General features: G+C 45.2%; 19 protein-coding genes and 1 tRNA gene. 16 read left to right on the forward strand and 4 right to left on the reverse strand.

Going from position 1 to position 18,192, the window contains the following annotated elements; translation table 11 throughout:
• Window positions 1-6: 6 nt before the first annotated feature.
• The 9 genes from HMPREF0240_RS13970 (at window position 7) to HMPREF0240_RS14010 (ending at window position 7,153) form a co-directional block, all read left to right on the forward strand.
• The gene (locus HMPREF0240_RS13970; protein WP_035313539.1) at window positions 7-621 is read left to right on the forward strand and encodes a sigma-70 family RNA polymerase sigma factor; all 615 of its coding nucleotides are present in this window, start codon (window positions 7-9) and stop codon (window positions 619-621) included.
• 283 nt (window positions 622-904) lie between these two features.
• Window positions 905-1,276, forward strand: a complete 372-nt coding sequence (locus tag HMPREF0240_RS13975; protein WP_009004068.1) for a GntR family transcriptional regulator — start codon at window positions 905-907, stop codon at window positions 1,274-1,276.
• Between the two features lie 2 nt (window positions 1,277-1,278).
• A complete protein-coding gene (locus HMPREF0240_RS13980) occupies window positions 1,279-2,130 on the forward strand; it encodes an ABC transporter ATP-binding protein (RefSeq protein ID WP_009004069.1) in 852 nt (283 codons plus the stop codon).
• Window positions 2,127-2,777, forward strand: a complete 651-nt coding sequence (locus HMPREF0240_RS13985) for an ABC-2 transporter permease (RefSeq protein WP_009004070.1) — start codon at window positions 2,127-2,129, stop codon at window positions 2,775-2,777. The genes HMPREF0240_RS13980 and HMPREF0240_RS13985 overlap by 4 nt, the downstream gene beginning before the upstream one ends.
• Before the next feature lie 255 nt (window positions 2,778-3,032).
• A tRNA-Thr gene (locus HMPREF0240_RS13990) sits at window positions 3,033-3,105 on the forward strand.
• 152 nt (window positions 3,106-3,257) lie between these two features.
• A complete protein-coding gene (locus HMPREF0240_RS13995) occupies window positions 3,258-4,610 on the forward strand; it encodes a GHKL domain-containing protein (protein WP_157134249.1) in 1,353 nt (450 codons plus the stop codon).
• A gap of 6 nt (window positions 4,611-4,616) precedes the next feature.
• Window positions 4,617-5,369, forward strand: coding sequence for a LytTR family DNA-binding domain-containing protein (locus tag HMPREF0240_RS14000; protein ID WP_009004072.1), 753 nt, complete (start codon window positions 4,617-4,619; stop codon window positions 5,367-5,369).
• Window positions 5,370-5,450: 81 nt separating this feature from the next.
• Window positions 5,451-6,410, forward strand: a complete 960-nt coding sequence (locus HMPREF0240_RS14005) for an ABC transporter ATP-binding protein (RefSeq protein WP_347462609.1) — start codon at window positions 5,451-5,453, stop codon at window positions 6,408-6,410.
• Window positions 6,410-7,153, forward strand: coding sequence for an ABC transporter permease (locus HMPREF0240_RS14010; protein WP_009004074.1), 744 nt, complete (start codon window positions 6,410-6,412; stop codon window positions 7,151-7,153). The genes HMPREF0240_RS14005 and HMPREF0240_RS14010 overlap by 1 nt, the downstream gene beginning before the upstream one ends.
• Window positions 7,154-7,165: 12 nt before the next feature.
• Here HMPREF0240_RS14010 and dtd read toward each other — a convergent pair whose 3' ends face one another.
• Entirely contained in the window at window positions 7,166-7,612 is a 447-nt protein-coding gene (gene dtd, locus HMPREF0240_RS14015) for a D-aminoacyl-tRNA deacylase (RefSeq protein WP_009004075.1), read from the reverse strand.
• Between the two features lie 281 nt (window positions 7,613-7,893).
• Between dtd and HMPREF0240_RS14020 the strand changes: the two genes are divergently transcribed.
• Complete coding sequence (locus HMPREF0240_RS14020; RefSeq protein ID WP_009004076.1) at window positions 7,894-8,346, forward strand: LytTR family DNA-binding domain-containing protein; 453 nt, start codon at window positions 7,894-7,896, stop codon at window positions 8,344-8,346.
• A gap of 4 nt (window positions 8,347-8,350) precedes the next feature.
• Window positions 8,351-9,049 (forward strand): membrane protein, encoded by a 699-nt coding sequence (locus tag HMPREF0240_RS14025; protein WP_009004077.1) that lies wholly within the window; start codon window positions 8,351-8,353, stop codon window positions 9,047-9,049.
• A gap of 115 nt (window positions 9,050-9,164) precedes the next feature.
• On the opposite strand, the gene HMPREF0240_RS14030 is transcribed toward HMPREF0240_RS14025, so the two are convergent.
• Window positions 9,165-9,752 carry a DUF6512 family protein gene (locus tag HMPREF0240_RS14030; RefSeq protein ID WP_009004078.1) on the reverse strand — a complete coding sequence of 196 codons (588 nt, stop codon included), beginning with the start codon at window positions 9,750-9,752 and terminating at the stop codon, window positions 9,165-9,167.
• Between the two features lie 203 nt (window positions 9,753-9,955).
• Here HMPREF0240_RS14030 and HMPREF0240_RS14035 point away from each other — a divergent pair, with 203 nt between their 5' ends.
• Window positions 9,956-10,288 carry a hypothetical protein gene (locus tag HMPREF0240_RS14035; RefSeq protein WP_050794546.1) on the forward strand — a complete coding sequence of 111 codons (333 nt, stop codon included), beginning with the start codon at window positions 9,956-9,958 and terminating at the stop codon, window positions 10,286-10,288.
• Here HMPREF0240_RS14035 and HMPREF0240_RS23510 read toward each other — a convergent pair.
• Window positions 10,277-11,170 carry an AraC family transcriptional regulator gene (locus tag HMPREF0240_RS23510; RefSeq protein WP_050794547.1) on the reverse strand — a complete coding sequence of 298 codons (894 nt, stop codon included), beginning with the start codon at window positions 11,168-11,170 and terminating at the stop codon, window positions 10,277-10,279. The two genes, HMPREF0240_RS14035 and HMPREF0240_RS23510, sit on opposite strands and share 12 nt — an antisense overlap.
• Before the next feature lie 259 nt (window positions 11,171-11,429).
• Here HMPREF0240_RS23510 and HMPREF0240_RS14045 point away from each other — a divergent pair, with 259 nt between their 5' ends.
• The 3 genes from HMPREF0240_RS14045 (at window position 11,430) to HMPREF0240_RS14055 (ending at window position 14,306) form a co-directional block, all read left to right on the forward strand.
• Window positions 11,430-11,945 (forward strand): sigma-70 family RNA polymerase sigma factor, encoded by a 516-nt coding sequence (locus HMPREF0240_RS14045; RefSeq protein WP_009004081.1) that lies wholly within the window; start codon window positions 11,430-11,432, stop codon window positions 11,943-11,945.
• Window positions 11,946-11,950: 5 nt separating this feature from the next.
• Window positions 11,951-13,453: a hypothetical protein gene (locus HMPREF0240_RS14050; RefSeq protein ID WP_035313546.1), complete on the forward strand. Its 1,503-nt coding sequence runs from the start codon at window positions 11,951-11,953 to the stop codon at window positions 13,451-13,453.
• 145 nt (window positions 13,454-13,598) lie between these two features.
• Window positions 13,599-14,306, forward strand: coding sequence for an NUDIX hydrolase (locus HMPREF0240_RS14055; protein ID WP_009004083.1), 708 nt, complete (start codon window positions 13,599-13,601; stop codon window positions 14,304-14,306).
• A gap of 484 nt (window positions 14,307-14,790) precedes the next feature.
• Here HMPREF0240_RS14055 and HMPREF0240_RS14065 read toward each other — a convergent pair whose 3' ends face one another.
• Window positions 14,791-16,257, reverse strand: a complete 1,467-nt coding sequence (locus HMPREF0240_RS14065) for a sodium-dependent transporter (protein ID WP_035313549.1) — start codon at window positions 16,255-16,257, stop codon at window positions 14,791-14,793.
• A gap of 216 nt (window positions 16,258-16,473) precedes the next feature.
• On the opposite strand from HMPREF0240_RS14065, the gene HMPREF0240_RS14070 reads away from it, so the two are divergent.
• On the forward strand, window positions 16,474-18,141 hold the full coding sequence (locus tag HMPREF0240_RS14070; protein WP_009004085.1) for a glutamine--tRNA ligase/YqeY domain fusion protein: 1,668 nt from the start codon (window positions 16,474-16,476) through the stop codon (window positions 18,139-18,141).
• The last annotated feature ends 51 nt before the right edge of the window (window positions 18,142-18,192 follow it).

An 18,192-nucleotide genomic window follows, 5' to 3' on the forward strand; every position in this document is an offset into this window, starting at 1 on the left:
GAGCTGATGGAGAAATATGATGCAGTTGCGGATGAACAGCTGATTTCTGAATTTCGGGAAGGTAATTCGGACATTATGGATTACCTGATGGTAAAATATAAGTCTATGGTACGCAAGAAGGCGAGAGCCATGTACCTCATAGGCGGTGAGAACGAGGACCTGATCCAGGAAGGCATGATAGGGCTTATCAAGGCGGTAAGAGATTACAGTCCTTCTCAGGGGGCCTCTTTTGCCAGCTTTGCGGAACTGTGTGTATCACGGCAGATGTATACGGCAATTGAAGCTTCCAAGAGGAAAAAGCATATGCCGCTGAATTCTTATATATCCCTGTATGAAGCGAGGGAAGGGGCGGACGAAGAAAAGAAAATCCCTCTTATAGACACGATAGAACCGGCGGTGGAGAACAATCCTGAGACGCTGTATTTCGGTAAAGAGTTCACAGAAGTATTTGTGGAAGAGCTAAAAGAAAATCTCAGTGCGCTGGAGAATCATGTTTTGTATCTGCATCTTCTTGGAACAGACTACAGAACAATTGCAGAACTGTTGGGAAAGAGTCCCAAAGCTATAGATAATGCACTTCAGCGGATTCGCAGCAAGGCAGAAAAACTGCTGGCAAGATAAGCGGGAGAACCATTGATCATAAGAATCATAAGCGTATAGAAAAATCTGGCAGGACCGAAAGTCTTACCAGATTCTTTTATTTTATAGGAAATTACTCCTGTGAAATAAAAAGCCCTCTTGGCGGGATGTTCACTGCGGTGTAAGCTGTAGATGTTGCGATGCGATCGCCGCAGGCGCGAGTTTCGCAAGCGAAACTTTATTTCATCATGTGGATAAACAGTATAAAACAGTTGACAACAGTATTGCACTGTTATATACTGTTTATAAATAAAGGAGGGGCAAGATGAAGCTGATTATTAATAATTCTTCCATGCAGCCAATCTATGAGCAGATTGTTGCACAGGTCCGGAATAAGATCATGCAGGGGGAGCTAGAGGAAGATACAGCGCTTCCATCCGTCAGAACATTGGCGAAGGACTTAAGGGTCAGTGCACTGACTGTAAAAAAGGCCTATGATGCCCTGGAACAGGAAGGCTTTGTTGTGACCGTCCATGGAAAGGGCAGTTTTGTAGCCTGTGCGAATCAGGAGCTTATGCTGGAAGAAAAGAAAAAAGAAGTGGAAGCCGACCTGGAGAAAGCGATCAGGAAGGGCAGAAGCTGTGGAATGAGCAGTGAAGAGATTACGGAGTTATTTCAGATTATCTTGGAGGATTAGCGATGGTATTAAAATTAGACAACGTTGAAAAACATTATGAAAAGTTTGATCTACAGTGTTCTCTTGAGGTACATAAGGGATGTGTTACAGGACTGATCGGTCAGAACGGGGCAGGAAAGAGTACAACATTTAAGGCAGTACTGGGATTAATCGGTATTGACGGCGGGAAGATGGAACTCTTCGGAAAAGATATTCAAAAAACTGGAAAAGAAGAAAGAGAAAAACTGGGTGTCGTACTTTCTGACTCCGGATTCAGCGGTTACCTTTGTACAAAGGACATTATTCCGGTGCTGGCCAGTATGTATCCGGGGTTTGATAAAGGCGAATTTGAGAAAAAGTGCAGAGCATTTGAGATTCCATTTGACAAAAAGATTAAAGAATTTTCAACCGGCATGAAAGCAAAGCTGAAAGTACTGGTAGCGATGTCGCATAAAGCCCGCCTGCTGATTCTGGATGAGCCGACGGTCGGGCTGGATGTGCTGGCCAGAAATGAGCTGCTGGATATGATGCGTGAGTATATGGAGGACGGAGAGGGTTCCATTCTGATCAGTTCCCATATATCAAGCGATCTGGAGGGGCTTTGTGATGATATTTATATGATTCATAACGGCAGGATTATTATGCACGAAGAGACCGACAGGCTCCTGAGCGACTATGGACTGATCAAGGTGACAGAAGCACAGTATGAGAAGCTGGATAAACGTTTTATCATAAAAAGAAAGAGAGAAGGGTACGGCTATAGCTGTTTGACAAACGAAAAGCAGTTTTACCTGGATAATTATCCGAATGCCGCAATTGAACGGGGAAGCATTGATGAAACAATTGCAATGATGATACGAGGTGAAGGAATATGAAAGGACTAATTATTAAAGATCTCTGTTTACTAAAAAATCAGTTGAATTTCTTTTATATTATATGTATTGTTGGTGTCATGATGGCATTTACCAATATGAATCTGGTATTTATCGTGAATTATATTACAATTATTTTCACGATGTTTATACTGACCACCATCAGCTATGATGAGTTTGACAATGCGAGAGAGTTTTTATTTACACTTCCCATTACCAGGAAAGGGTATGTTGCAGAGAAATATATGCTCGGTTTTCTGATAGCAGTTGTGGCATGGGCAGTTTCGGGCGGAATTGTTTTGGTATTCACAGCGTTCCGGCATCCGGGTAAGGATATTGTGGAAAGTATGATAACTATGGTCTTTTATCTGATCATAGCGCTGGTATTCCTGGACTTCACACTGCCTGTTCAGCTGAAGTTCGGGGCTGATAAAAGCAGAATAGCGATTATCGGAGTGATCGGGTTTGTTTTTTTGGTAGGATTTGCTGTGGTGAAGTTTTTGGGGCTGATGGGAGTAGATCTGGGGCTCTTATTTAACAGCCTTTCATCGGCAGGCCTTGCAGTTGTGGCTTTATTTGCGGGGGCAGTATGCGTTGTGCTGACGGCGGCCTCTTATTTCGTGTCGGTAAAGATTATGGAGAAAAAGTAGTATTAGCATATGGGGGATGGGGACTTACTTTTCAGGCGGGGGGATTCGACAAGTTTTTGAATTGGTGGGGGCGCGAAATGAAGGAATTGGCACTGTTCGGAGTCACTCCCGACAGGGTTCAGGCTTCCCGGTTTTTTAGCGTCCCCAATCATTCGCAACCCCGAGGCTCCCTCTATTTATAAATTTTCAAATATATATTGACAATTACACCAGATTTAGTGTATATTAATATCGTTGCGTATGAAGCACGCACAGGCTGTCGTGGCTCAGTCGGTAGAGCGTCGCCTTGGTAAGGCGGAGGTCGGCGGTTCGATTCCGCTCGACAGCTTTTTAATTTTTAACTCCCTCAGGGGAGTATTTTTTTTGCAGTAAACCAGAAAAAGATATAAGGTAAAGTGTATATAAAGAAATGGTTTACAAGAAAAATCAGGAATGCTAAAATTGTCATGTACTAAGTTTAAAATGACAAAGGATAACATTATGCCAGATTCATTGCTTTATACCATATTAATTTACTGCCTGGATTCTCTCAGTTCCCATCTCGTCCTGTACTTTTTTCTGTTTGCTCTTGCAGATTATCATATCCGCTGGAAAGCAATCGGAAAGATCTTTCATGTTACGATACCGATCACTGTTTTTGTGAGCTATTCCGGGTTTCAGATATTGGGCGAGGGCTCGGTTGCTGCCTATGCTGCCGCTTCTGTTGTTACCCTGATTCTTAATATCTTTATGACTGCCCGTGTGCTCGAATGGAACTTGTGGAAAGCTTTTTCTGCAATCTGTCTGGCCGCTGCCCTCCAGGTGGGATGGGGAGCGGTAATGAGCTCATTTCTTTCTCATGCAGCGCTGTCCCGTCTGGCAGGGGTTCTCCGGTATTTACAGCAGATGTTTGTTCTGTATCCCCTGAGTGCGCTGGTACTCAGCTGCATTCTGATCCGGCTGGGGGTGGGAGGGAGACTCCGCTTTTTATACGAGGATAAAAGACATCTGCATTTTACTGCCGCAGCGGCTTTTCTGCTGGAACTGCTTGTAGAAGTTATATTTACGGTGGGAAGACTGCTGGATCACAATTATATTTTTTTCTATGTGGTCAGCGTGATCTTGCTGCTTCTTCTATGCATACTTGTTTTTGTCTATATTTCCGAACGGGGAGAACGCGACCTGAAGATCCAGATGCAGAATGCAATGCTTCTGGAACAGAGACATTATATGGAAAAACTGGAGGCCATGCAGAAGGAAATGCGGGCATTCCGGCATGATTATAAAAATCTGCTCTCAGGAATGTCGCTGTATGCAAGGGAGGGGAATACCGAGGCAATACAGGATGAGCTGCAGCGGCTGGAAGCCGATTTCGATGAAAAAGTAGGAGAAAATATCAGGCAGGCAGTTCAGCTTGGGAATATACGCATCCCGGAGCTGAAGAGCCTGATCCTTGCTAAATTGAGCCGGATGAATGAAAAGGGAATCACCTGTAATCTGGAGGTGCTCTATCCGGTCACCCGGCTGGCGATGAATGTACACGACTGCAACCGCTGTCTCGGAATTCTGCTGGACAATGCGATAGAGGCAGTGGAAGAGGAGGAGACACCGTCCATTGATCTGATGATCAGCAGCCAGAAATCAGAGGTTGTGATTCTGATCAGAAATACATGGCATGGGGAGATCGCTCTTCACAGCATCTGGGAGGAAGGATATTCTACCAAAGGAGTCGGCAGGGGGCTGGGACTGTCAGGGTATCAGCGCATTCTGGAAAATTATCCGAATGTGCTTCCGGCGACCCGGTGGGAAAACCACGTATTTACACAGGAACTGCAAATTATTTACGGGAGATAATAGACCATGCTGCCAGTTTATATATGCGATGACGATGATAAGATTAGAGAGGCTCTGTGCGGGGAGATCAGCCGGCAGATTATGATCGGGGATTACGATATGCAGATTGTACTGAGTACGGGATCTCCGGATGAACTGCTGGAAGCGGTTTGGAAGGAAACAAAAAGGGGAGTCTATTTTCTGGATGTAGATCTGAAGCAGGAGGATGAAGGGCAGGACGGTTTCTGGCTGGGCAGAGAAATACGCGCCCGGGATTCCAGAGGCTTCATAATCTACATTACATCCTATGGGGATCTGGCCTTTAAGACCTTTCAGTACCACCTGGAGGCACTGGATTACATCGTGAAGGATAACATGCTGAAAATGATACCAGCAATCCGGGAATGTCTTCGTGTGATTGTGAGGCGGATCCAGGAGGAAGGAAGACTTCTTTCACCCACAGCCTGCTTCACTGTAAAAACAGGGGAAGTAGTCCGACACATTCCTCTGACGGATATTATCTGTTTTGAGACTTCCTCACGGACCCACAGGATTATTCTATATACAGAAACAGAAAGGCTGGATTTCATAGGAAAAATGTCTGAGATCGAGGAAAAAGTGGGGGAGACATTCATCAGAGCTCATCGTTCTTTTCTGCTCAATAAGGAAAAAATCCAATCTGTGGATTTCCGGAAAAATGAGATCACAATGATAAGCGGACAAACATGCCTGCTGTCACGTTCCATGAAGAATAGGCTGATGAATATTCTGGAAAAATAGGCCTGCTGCCTCCGTAACAGATGCTCTTACGGGCGGTGCGGCAACAGTCTGCAGAGCAGGCATATATCCGGGAGTGTCCGTTTGGGCATTGAAAACTGCAGTTCAGGCATTATTTTCCACGCCGTATGGAAGAACTGGTATAGTAAAGTACATCACACGAAAGAGAGGATGATTACTATGCCGGAGGCAAAGAATAGGGAAATGATCACGCTGCGCCATATTTCTAAAAAATACAAGACAGAAACAGCTCTGAAAGATATCAGCTTTCAGGTACACCAGGGGGAGATTCTCGGATTTCTGGGACCATCAGGAGCTGGAAAAACAACGACTATTAAAATTCTGACAGGGCAGCTGATGCAGACTTCAGGGGAGGCATACATTCTGGGGACAAACACAAAAGACATCGACTGCTCCATCTATGAGCAAATTGGAATCGTTACGGACAACAGCGGGATCTACGAGAAAATGTCCGTCTATAATAATCTGTTATACTTTGCAAAAATCTTAAAGGTCAGCCGTGAGAGGATCAATGTTCTGCTGAAGAGAGCCGGCTTGTGGGAACACCGAAGAAAAGCAGCGGGCAAGCTTTCAAAAGGCCAGGGACAGCGCCTGATTCTGATTCGTGCTATTCTCCATCAGCCCCAAATATTGTTTCTGGACGAGCCAACCAGCGGCCTGGATCCATCCACAGCGCTGGAGGTCCACAAGCTTCTTATGGAACTGAGGGCCCAGGGCATGTCAATATTCCTTACAACCCACAATATGGAGGAGGCAGCAAAGCTGTGCGACACAGTTGCCCTGCTCAATGAGGGCAACATTGTAGAGATCGGAGCTCCAAGAGATATCTGCCTGAAATACAATACCAAAAAGCATTATCGGATTCTTTTAGATACCGGGGAAGAAAGACTGCTGGAACAAAGTCCGGCGAACGCGGAAAAGATCGCCGCATACATGATCGGTGACAGGATTGAATTTCTCCACTCCTGTGAACCAACCCTGGAGGATGTATTTTTAGCAGTAACCGGAAAGGAGTTAAGATAATGAAGATTAACAGACGAAAATTACTCGCAGTAACAGAAATGAAAGCAAGGGCACTTTTTGACAAAAATGTGATTATGGTACCGATCATGATTCTGGGAATTACGATGATACTGCGGCTTGTATACGGCGCGATGATGAATGGGAAAGAACTCCCGACTCAGCTGCTTGCGACAGTCCTCAATCTGGGGCTGACAATGAACATTACGATGACAGGGACATTTGTCACAAGCGCCGCACTTGCGGAAGAAAAGGAAAAATATACACTCAGGACGCTTATGACCTCCTCCGTAAATGGAACCGAATTCTTTCTGGGAAGTATTATCCCGCCGTTTATTGAGATTATGATTCTGAATGTGGTTCTGATCCCAATCAGCGGACTCTCCCTGGCGACGATCAACCTGGGCACGTATCTGCTGGCAACGGCGCTTGCCAGCATTACAAGCTGCATTCTGGGCATGCTGCTCGGCATTTATGCTAAGAACCAGATGAGTGCCAGTACGCTGACCACGCCGGTGATCCTTGTATTCATGCTGATCCCCAGTTTTTCAGCGTTTATCCCTTCACTGGAGAAGATCTCAAAGTTCCTATTCACAGGAGTTGTCTCCGAGATGGTGTATTCCTATGCGAACGGAACTGCATTTACCATGAAGGCTCTTCATATGATCGTTCTGGTGGGAGAAATCCTGCTTGCGTTTATACTGTTTCTCTTCTGTTATAAGAAGAACGGCTATGAAAAAGAATAAGCGTATCAGAACTTAAAGCTGTTCTGAATCCAGTATAATCGTGAAAGGACCGTCATTGATAAGACTGACTTTCATTTCCGCCCCGAAACGCCCGGTCTGCACGTTGGGTACGGATGCTCTGCATTTTTCTATGATATATTCATAGAGGGCATTCGCCCTGTCCGGCTGGCCTGCTTCTATGAAGCTGGGGCGGTTTCCTTTTTTACAGTTCGCGTAGAGCGTGAACTGGGAAATAAGCAGAAGACTGCCTTCCACATCTGCAAGGGACAGATTAGTCTTACCATTCTCATCCTCAAAAATTCTTAAGCCCGTCATTTTACGAATCAGCTTATCTGCCGTTTCTTCGCTATCACTGTCGGATACTCCGATCAGCACGAGAAATCCCTTTTCAATTGCTCCGATCACATCGCCGTCCACGGCTACGGAAGCTTCTGATACTCTCTGTATTACAAATTTCATGTTTCATTCCTCCATATTTACATTTCATACAGCATTTATTTTATACTGGGGGCACAATAAAGTCCAGATGGTATGAAGAACAAAATAAAATATTTGTCCGAAGCCAGTAACGGTTCGGACAGGTCTGAACTGTTATCGAGGCCATTTCAGCTGACGCATGATCCGGCTGCACCTGAGGGCTGTTTTCTTACCACTTGGATTCACTTTTATACCACATACATCTTTTGGGTTTACAAGACAATTGATTTATGGTTAGATAAATGCGTGGAGAGGGAAATGAGATGAAGATACGAATTGAAATTGATGAGAACTTAACAGAGGAAGAAGTCATAATCAGAAGCAGCAGCCTGAATGATCAGGTACAGAAAGTGCAGAAGGCACTGAGTGAGATCTCCAGGCAGGAGCAGCGGATTGTATTCTACAAGGAAGAGACAGAGTACTATCTGATGCTTTCCGAGATTCTTTTCTTTGAGACTGACGGAAAAGCGATTCATGCACACACGGCAGACGATATTTACAAGATCCGGCATCGTCTGTATGAACTGGAAGAAATTCTGCCGGGATATTTCATGAGGGTATCGAAATCAACGATATTGAACACGAGAAGCATATATGCGATCAACCGTTCCGTATCCACTTCCTGTGTGGTCCAGTTCAAGGACACACACAAACAGGTATATGTATCCAGATATTATTACAAGCCGCTTCGCAACCGGCTGGAAGAAAAGAGGTAGAGACATGAAAAAAGAGAGATTATTCTGGGGGATATTTTTTATTATCGGAGCGGTGCTCCTGATTATCAGCAGGCTGGGAATACTGAATACAGAGATCAGTATCTGGATGCTGCTCCTGTCAGTGATATTTGCGGCGACACTGATCAAGAGCGCTATCCACCGCAGTATACCGGGGGTACTATTTTCACTGGCATTTCTCTGTATTATCTATGCAGACCCTCTGGGAATTACAGCGCTGACACCGTGGACGGTTCTGGGAGCCGCGCTTCTCGGAAGTATTGGTTCCGCGTTTTTGTACCATCCAAAGCGGAGCTGGCATCATCACAGCACTCATTACGATGACAGCTTCAGCGATGTCGAAACGATAGAGGGGGAGGCGATGAGAATGGAAAGTTCATTTGGTTCCAGCATTAAATATATCAACTCGGAGGATTTTAGAGGAGCCGGTATCCACTGTGCTTTCGGAGCAATGAAGATATACTTTGACCATGCAGAGGTTCCTCAGGGGCAGGCATCTGTTAAGCTGGATGTTTCTTTCGGCGGAGTGGAACTCTATGTTCCGCGCAGCTGGAAAGTGGTAAATCAGATCAGCGCGGCCTTCGGGGGGGTTGATGAGAAGGGGAGATACCAGCCGGACGGTTCCGTTACTCTGGTACTCAACGGAAAGGTAAGCTTCGCCGGAGTCACAATTATTTACATTTAGAAACTGTATTTTAAGGGAAAGGCAGCCCTGCTCATCCAAAATGAAATGAGCATCCGCTGCTTTTCCCTTATTTCACACCATGATACTGTCCCGGGCCATTTCTCGATTAAGCACATCAGGAGGGCGGAAGAAAAAGGCCGGCTGCGGGCGGATAATATGTGAAGATCAGAAAGCATACTCCTGTTATAATGAAGCATAAAAAATAGAAGAAGGTATAACCAGACATACCATGGCGCTTACCCTGCGGGCGCGTCCTGAGCATGCTGCCAAACAATGTGTGCTGTATATGCCCGGGCAGAAGAAGAGAGCGGCAGCGCACGTAAAATGCAAACAGGATACCAAGTAGAAAGGTCAGGATATCCAGGGGAAGCGTGTGGAACCCCAGAATTCCTGTGTAAGTATAAAAAATGACGGGAATCAGCCATGTCCCAGCCAGTATGCCGGCGAGGTCAGCCCGGATCAGCCGCTGATAGTGTCTGTACAGGAAAAAATATTCCGCAGCGCAGAAAAGCAGCATAGGAAAATACAGAAGTTTCATATGTTCCCAGGTGGATTCGTTCACCGGCGCAAACAGCCCGGTGATAAAATTGTTACCTGTCCAGCTGTAGACAAAATGAAGCAGTGTTCCGGCAGCGGATACAAAAATAACTCCGATTATCGTACTGATATACAGCCGTTTATTTCTTTTGTCAAAAGGTTTCATTGCGGCACCCTCCAAAAAGGATATTTTTTCTAATAGTATGTACGAAATAATAAGATATATACCGGAATTTTAAAGAACGCCACATTTTGTCGATTTTTGTAATAATATGTCGCAAAGTAGAGTGATCTATATGAGATTATGATATAATACAAAAAAGATTCAGAGGTGATTTTTCGGTGCGGGCCCGACTGAGGGGGAATACCATGACGAGCCTGGACAGAGAAGAACTGGTTCCATTGAAAGAATGCCTTGATGAGCTGCTGGATTTTATCCGTGAGCTGCAGATTGAAGAGATTCCATATTTTTACAGATGTCTTGAAAATATGAAATACAATCTGGAGATTTGTTTTCTTGTACGGTATGAGGGCTGGGAACAGATGGAACTGATTTTAATGCGGGACTGGAGCGCAGCAAATCATGCGCAGATTGGTATATCGGGATTTGATTTTTCTGCAGATAGTGCAGCAGAGAAGGCAGAATTAGACTGCCGGTTTATTGAACTGATTGCCAATATCGAAGGTTTTTTAAGGAAATAGCAGTTTTTGTTTATAATCAGTAGGTGTCATGCCTGTATAATTTTTGAACAGGGATGAAAAGGTGTTTGGCTTTTGAAAGCCGCAGAGCAGAGCGATTTCTTTTATAGAATACTGTGGATTCTCAAGCAGTAACCGGGCTTTGGCCATGCGGAGATTTAAAAGGTAGTTGTAAGGCGTTTCACCGATTGCTTTCCTGAATGCAGTTATAAAGTATGTGCGGGACAGGCCGCACATCGAAGCCAGTGTATCAATCTGAAGGTTATCCGCATAATGCTGGTTCATATAAGAGACAATCTGATGGATTCCCTGCTGATATTGCGGGGGAGCCTTCAGGCGGTCTCTTTTTTCCTGAAATTCACATTCTGTGAATACAGAGGCAATAAGGGCTGCGAGATGGTAAAGCTTGGAAGGATCGCAATTATTTTCTTTTGAAAATTCATCTTTAAAGTACTGGATGTAGGTTCCGGCTTCTTTTGTCAGTTCAAAACGCTGATCAAAATTTTTTCCCATACAGTCTTTCCACACACAGTCTTTATCGATCAGGATCTGTTCAAAAAAATCCTTATCGATGACGATGTTATCGTAGGCAATATTGGGACTCCTGAATCTGTAACTGTGGATCCGGCCGCTTGGTACAGGATATACATAGCCAGCCTCCCCTATATAAACGGCATTTTCATATATAATGAGGGGAAGAGGGCTGTAGGGTATCATAAATTCATAAGCGCTGTGTGAGTGACAGAGGGGATTGGAAATAAATTCCTGTGCATTCGCAGCAGATACAATCGAAAGTACATCACAATAATAACACAGACAGTTTCTACTTATAAAATGCTTATCATCAAAATGTGCCTTCAACAGGCATTCTAATTTATTATTCATAATGCCACCTCCTTTTTTATAGAATAACATGGATATAAACTGAAAAACAATTAAAAGAAATCGTAATGTTAATAATATTTCGAAATATTACGATAGAATTCAGAAAAGAATCAGGACAGTAGTTGTACGGAATGATAAAATAGAAAGTACCATTTCTTTTTATTTTTCTAACTGTGGTGTGAAACTATTTGAGATACCGCTTCGTCTAATAAGTGAAAGACAATCAAGCCGGCATTGATGAGGGGAAGGAGGTCTTCTTTTGAAATACCTGATAAAAAGGGCACAGAAGCACGACGATCAGGCTTTTGTGGAACTGATCGAACTGGTAAAGAAGGATATGTATAAGACTGCAAGAAGCTACCTGCATACACAGGAGGACATTGCAGACGCCATACAGGAGACGATTATCACATGTTATGAAAAAATCGACAGGCTGAAAGAGCCTAAGTATTTTAAAACATGGATCATACGCATTCTGATTAATAAGTGTAAGGACATTTTGAGAGCCGGAAAACGGGAATATCTCTCAGACACTGTTCCGGAACAGGAGGATACATGTATGGCACTTCAGAATTATGAATTTGAAGAACTGATGAACCAGATGGATGACAAGTATCGGATTGTTTTGCTTTTGTACTATTCGGAGGGCTTCAAAATCAGAGAGATTGCGCAGATACTGGAGCTTGAGGAGAGCACAGTCAAAACGAGACTGGTCCGGGGGCGCAGGCAGTTTGAAAAAGTATATGGGCTGGAAGTAGCAGTTCAAAGGAGGTAGTGGGTGTGAGGAACGAATATTCAAAAAAGGAAATAGAAAGAATATTAAAACAGGATGTAGAGATTCCGGAGAAAATAGAAGAGCGGATTCAGGACACTTATGAGCAGCTTGGAATCGGGAAAAAGGTTACAATGAAGTATACGAAGAAGCGCCGTACATGGGCTGCGATTGCAGCAGTGGCGGTGCTGGCAGCGGGAATGTCGATTGTTACGCTGGCGGCAAACAAGTTTCTTTCCGCAAATCTTGTGGAGAATGAGGACTCTGTTAAATATGATTTTCAGGTGGACAGAGAAAAAGAAGCCCATAGGATATCCGTGGAAGAAACCTATATACCTGAAGGGTATACGCTGTACGGAGAGGACAGCCCATACGGAAATAAGTGGCATAATGAAGAAAATGGAGGAGCCATTTCTATTATTCCGTATAATGCGGCTGATCTGGACTACTTAGAGCGTACCGGCGGCGCGGAATTCATGTCCTATTCAAAGGACTCTCATTTGGAATCGCTGGATATCAGCGGCATGAAGACAGATGTATTCGTTAATGACAGTTTTTACACAGACAGTGAAGAGACTGTAAAGCGTATTTATCTGTTTAACGAAGAGTATGGATACGGAGTAATGGTATGGAGTGAAAGTGACCTTCCGGCAGAAGAAGTGGTCAAGGTTGCAGAAGGGCTGAAGATTGAGGTACTGGATGAGACCGCTCCATACATGACGGATGAAGAAATTGATGAAGAAATTAAAGCGAGGGAAGCTTATGCAGAGGGCAGTGCCGAGTCCTATCAGGCAGGTGTTGCAGCCGACGATATCTATGCAATCGGAGAGGAAATCAGTTCTCCGTATATCATGATGGAAAACGGAGAGCAGGTGGAAGGGACGGATGATGTCCGTTTTACCGTGCAGGATGTGGAAATTCTGGACGCACTCCCGCTTTCAGAATACCCGGCAGAGAACTTTGCCCGTTATGAGGAAGTGGCTCCGTGGATGGCGGAAGACGGAACTCTGAAACCTCATGAGAGATACCGGTATACGGTAGATGGCGATGGTTTACAATCACAGGACGGTGTGCTTGAAACCGTGAATTCCAAGTATGTTGTTGTTAAGATGAAGGCGAAAAACTATTCAGATGTGCAGTCAGAGAGCAATCAGCTCATGGGCATTTCAATCGCCCCTGATCTGACAACGCTGATACCAAGAGCGGACGGCAGCTGTGCTTATCCGACCGACAGCTTCAGATCAGCAAATGAAAGTTATGGCATGCAGTGGCTTTCCGGCAATGGCAGCAGCTTCCCGATCTACTTCGATGATATCTATTATACAGAAGGGATCGAAAGACTGAAATCTTCATTTTTCCGTCCTATGGCTGCAGGCGAAGAGATAGAATACACTCTTGTTTATGTTGCAGACGAAGACCAGCTGGATAATCTGTATCTCAAGCCATTTCAAGGCGGTTCGAATGGGGACGGCAGTGCCATTACAATACCTTACGTTCGAATCAGCGAGTAGGAGACAGGCAGGAATTTGTACGGAACTATAATTATGAATGCAGCTGTTTACAGAAGGCATAAAATCTCATATAATAGAAAAGCGGGACGGGGAAACATCCTCGTTCCGCTTTTCTAAGAAATTAAATGCAGCAGGAGGAAAACAGATGCCATCATTTTTAAAAGATATTACGCCATTTTACGGAACCCATGAAAAGAATCAGGCAGGACAGACTCTGGAAGAGTTTCTGGAGGATTATGATCCTTATAAATATAAAACACCAAGCTGTACCACAGATACAGTTGTATTTTCCCATGACGCAGCACTGTCTGAATCCCTGGAAGGACTCAAGGTCCTGCTGGTAAAGCGCAGCAACCATCCCAGCATCGGTTTCTGGGCGCTGCCCGGAGGATTTATTGAATTGGAAGAGGATCTGGAGGCAACAGCAAAAAGAGAACTTATGGAAGAAACAGGAGTCGCGAATCCTATAATGGAGCAGATTGCCACATACGGGGCATACAACCGGGATCCCCGGGCCAGAGTCATCACGACAGCCTATATGGCCCTGGTGCAGGAGAAGGATGTAACCGTAAAAGCCGGCGATGACGCGGCAGATGCGGTATGGTGCAGCCTGGATCTGGAGCTGGCTGCAGAGAGCAACGAAAAAGAAGCAGTAAGAAGAACCTATATCCTTCAGTTCGTGAACAGAGAAAAGGGACTTGATACAAGAGCCGTAGTAGAACACACGCTGAGACGCGGCCTGGTCCGCGAGGAACACTTTACCGTTTCCGAACAGGGTATGATTGCGGTAGATCATGCGGCAATTGTGGTGCAGGCTATGCTGATCTTGAGGGGTAGGCTGGTGGGGGAGTGATTACGCCATTCTGGGGCGGGGCTTCTGCCGGTGGGCGGGGATCATTGTGTGCGCTTTCTGTATGCGTTCCGTTTGCCCACAACTACTAAATAAAAACCATGCCGGATGGAAAGGCACCGAGTAGGCGTTCCCCATACGCCGCTCCCGTTTAATGCACACTATAGGGTATGGGTTTCACTCCAATTTGGGTGCGCCTAGCTGAGTAAAAGGGAAGGAGGCGTTCAGCCGGGACTTTGCATGCCGTTTTTAAATCCTCATAGCGCGCGGTTAGAATCCGTTACAGGAAAAACAGGGAAAAGGGAGGGCGAGATTTGATTTACAAAATCAAATCTCGTAGCCGCCTGCGGTGTGAAATTATCAAATTTCACGCCAAATGCGGCTAGTCCCTCCCTTTTCCCTGTTTTTCCTGTTACGAATTCTCCGCAAGCGGCCGGCTTTAAAAACGGCATGCAAAGTCCCGGCTGAACGCCTCCTTCCCTTTTACTCAGCGTCCCCCAGTCTTCTTCCGCCCGGTAACAAACAATATCATTGCAAGGAAAGCCAGCGCTATAATCATCCATATTGTGAAGATGGCTGTGCTTTGTTTGCTGAACATATCGTAGTAGCCCTTCAGATAGATGATGACGACGATCCATGGCAGTACGTAAGTCATATAGCCGCGGACTTTTTCCGGGAATTTCATTCCCTGGCCGCTGTTGGCCTCCTGAATGAAGTTTTTCCATCCCCAGCCGTTTTTGTGGGTGCAGAAGAGCAGGTATACCACGGAACCGAGGGGCAGAATATTGTTTGATACAAGGAAATCTTCCAGATCCATGATGTTTGTTCCGGTGCCAAGCGGCTGGAAGTCTGACCATACGCTGAATCCGAGAATACATGGAATACTCAGCACTGCAATCAGAAGGATGTTGATTCCAACGGATTTTTTGCGGCTGAAATGAAACAGATCCATTCCAAAGGATACAATATTTTCAAAAACACCTACAATCGTAGAGAGCGCGGCGCAGAACAGGAACAGGAAGAACATAGCCCCCCAGATCCGGCCTCCTGACATCTGTGTAAAGATGTTGGGCAGTGTGATGAATACAAGTCCCGGGCCTGCGGACGGCTCTACGTTGAACGCAAAACAGGCCGGTATGACGATGAGGCCCGCCATGAGGGCTACAAAAGTGTCCAGAATCACGATGCTCAGTGACTCCCCTGTCAGGGAACGGGATTTGTCCAGATAGCTTCCGAATATGGCCATACCGCCCATTCCGATGCTGAGCGTGAAGAATGCCTGGCTCATTGCACCGAATATAACATTTCCGATTCCATTTTCCACCATCTTATGGAAATCCGGCACCAGATAGAAGCGCAGGCCTTCGCTGGAACCGCTCAGAGTGACTGAACGGATTGCGAGAATGACCATGATGCACAGAAGGCAGATCATGGTTACTTTCATGATTTTCTCAACGCCCTTCTGCAGTCCGATGCTGCATATTCCAAAAGCAAGAAGAATGACAATCACGGTCCAGAACATCAAAGTTCCGGGAGATGCCAGCATTTGATCATAGTTGACGGTGATCTGTTCCGAAGAAATGCCGGAAAAATCACCTCTGGCCATGCGGAAGCAGTAATACAGCATCCAGCCACCCACCATGGAATAAAACATGACAAGTATGTAATTGCCCGCGATTGCGAACCAGCGTGTAAAATGCCATCTTGTGCCGTCCGGTTCCAGGGCGTTATAAGATGTGGCAATACTTTTCTGACTGGCTCTTCCCACACTGAATTCACATACTATAATAGGAAGACCAAGGATCGCCAGGAAAATCAGATATATCAGAATGAATGCCGCGCCCCCAAATTTACCGGCCATATACGGGAATTTCCACACGTTACCGAGCCCGATGGCACATCCCGCTGATACAAGGATAAAGCCAAGACGAGAACCAAATTTTTCTCTTTTCATAAACAACCTCCCAAATTATCAGAAAAAGGAGAGCAAGGGGGTCAGACCCCTCTGCAGAGGGGTCTGACCCCCTTGCTCTCCTTTTTCGCTTTAAACCATAACAGTATATCATATTTTAGCACAAAGTGAAATGAAAATATTGCGCAGCAGTCCTTGTCGTTGTATACATTTTATGGTAAGATAATTGGCAGAATGTTACTACTTGAGGAGGAAACTATGGAAAACGAGACAGTTTCAAAGAATTTTATTGAGCAGGAGATAGATAAGGACCTGGCCGAGGGCGTATATGACCATGTGTGCACAAGATTTCCACCGGAGCCGAATGGTTACCTGCATATAGGACATGCCAAGTCTATTCTTTTGAATTACGGCCTGGCTCAGGAGTATGGCGGACAGTTTAACATGCGTTTTGACGATACCAATCCTACAAAGGAAAAGATTGAATTTGTAGATTCTATTAAGGAAGATATTAAGTGGCTGGGGGCGGACTGGAAGGATCACCTGTATTTTGCTTCCGATTATTTTGACCAGATGTATGAGTATGCTGTTAAGCTGATTAAAAAGGGAAAAGCATATGTCTGTGACCTTACAGCAGAAGAGATCCGCGAATACAGAGGAACTCTGACGGAACCAGGCAAGGAAAGCCCTTACAGGAACCGTACAGTGGAAGAGAATCTGGAATTATTCCAGAATATGAAGGACGGAAAGTATGGGGATGGGGAAAAGGTTCTCCGTGCTAAGATTGATATGTCATCCCCGAATATTAATATGAGGGATCCGATTATCTACCGTGTTGCCCGTATGAGCCATCATAACACAGGCGACAAATGGTGCATTTACCCGATGTATGACTATGCACATCCGCTGGAGGATGCGATAGAAGGCATCACACATTCCATCTGTACGCTGGAGTTTGAGGATCACCGCCCGCTGTATGAATGGGTGGTAAGTGAGTGTGAATTTGAACAGCCTCCGAGACAGATTGAGTTTGCAAAGTTATACCTCACAAATGTCGTGACAGGCAAGCGCTATATCAAGAAACTTGTGGAGGACGGCATTGTGGACGGATGGGATGATCCGCGTCTTGTGTCAATTGCAGCATTGCGCAGAAGAGGATTTACTCCTGAATCCCTCAAAATGTTTATTGAAATGTGCGGTGTTTCCAAGAGCCAGAGCTCTGTGGACTACGCGATGCTGGAGTACTGCATTCGGGAGGACCTCAAGATGAAAAAGCCTCGTATGATGGCTGTACTGGATCCGATCAAGCTGGTTATCGACAACTACCCGGAAGGAGAGGTTGAATACCTGGATGTGGCAAACAACTTGGAAAACGAGGAGCTTGGAAACAGAAAAGTACCGTTCTGCAGAGAACTCTATATCGAAAGAGAAGACTTTATGGAAGAGCCTCCAAAGAAGTATTTCCGGCTTTTCCCGGGAAATGAAGTCCGCCTGATGCATGCATATTTCGTTAAGTGTGAGAGCTTTGTAAAAGATGAAAATGGAAATATTACAGAAGTTCACTGCACCTATGATCCGGAGACAAAATGCGGCAGCGGTTTTACCGGAAGAAAAGTCAAAGGAACAATCCACTGGGTACCGGCTCCTTACGCGGTAAAAGCCGAAGTAAGGCTCTATGAGAACCTGGTAGATGAGGAGAAGGGAGTGTATAATAAGGAAGATGGGTCACTGAACCTGAATCCAAATTCCCTTACTATTTTAAAAGACTGTTTTGTGGAGCCAAGCTTTGGTGACGCGGCGCCTTACGACAGTTTCCAGTTTGTCAGAAACGGCTACTTCTGCATTGATGCCAAAGACTCCAACCCGGAGGCACTGGTATTTAACCGTATAGTATCGCTGAAAAGCTCGTTTCGATTACCAAAATAAACAACAAAGGGGCAGGTCTTTTAAGCGGACCTGTCCCTTTGACAATTGAGA

The sequence above is a fragment of the Clostridium sp. D5 genome (assembly GCF_000190355.1).
Classification (GTDB): Bacteria; Bacillota; Clostridia; order Lachnospirales; family Lachnospiraceae; genus Faecalicatena; species Faecalicatena fissicatena_A.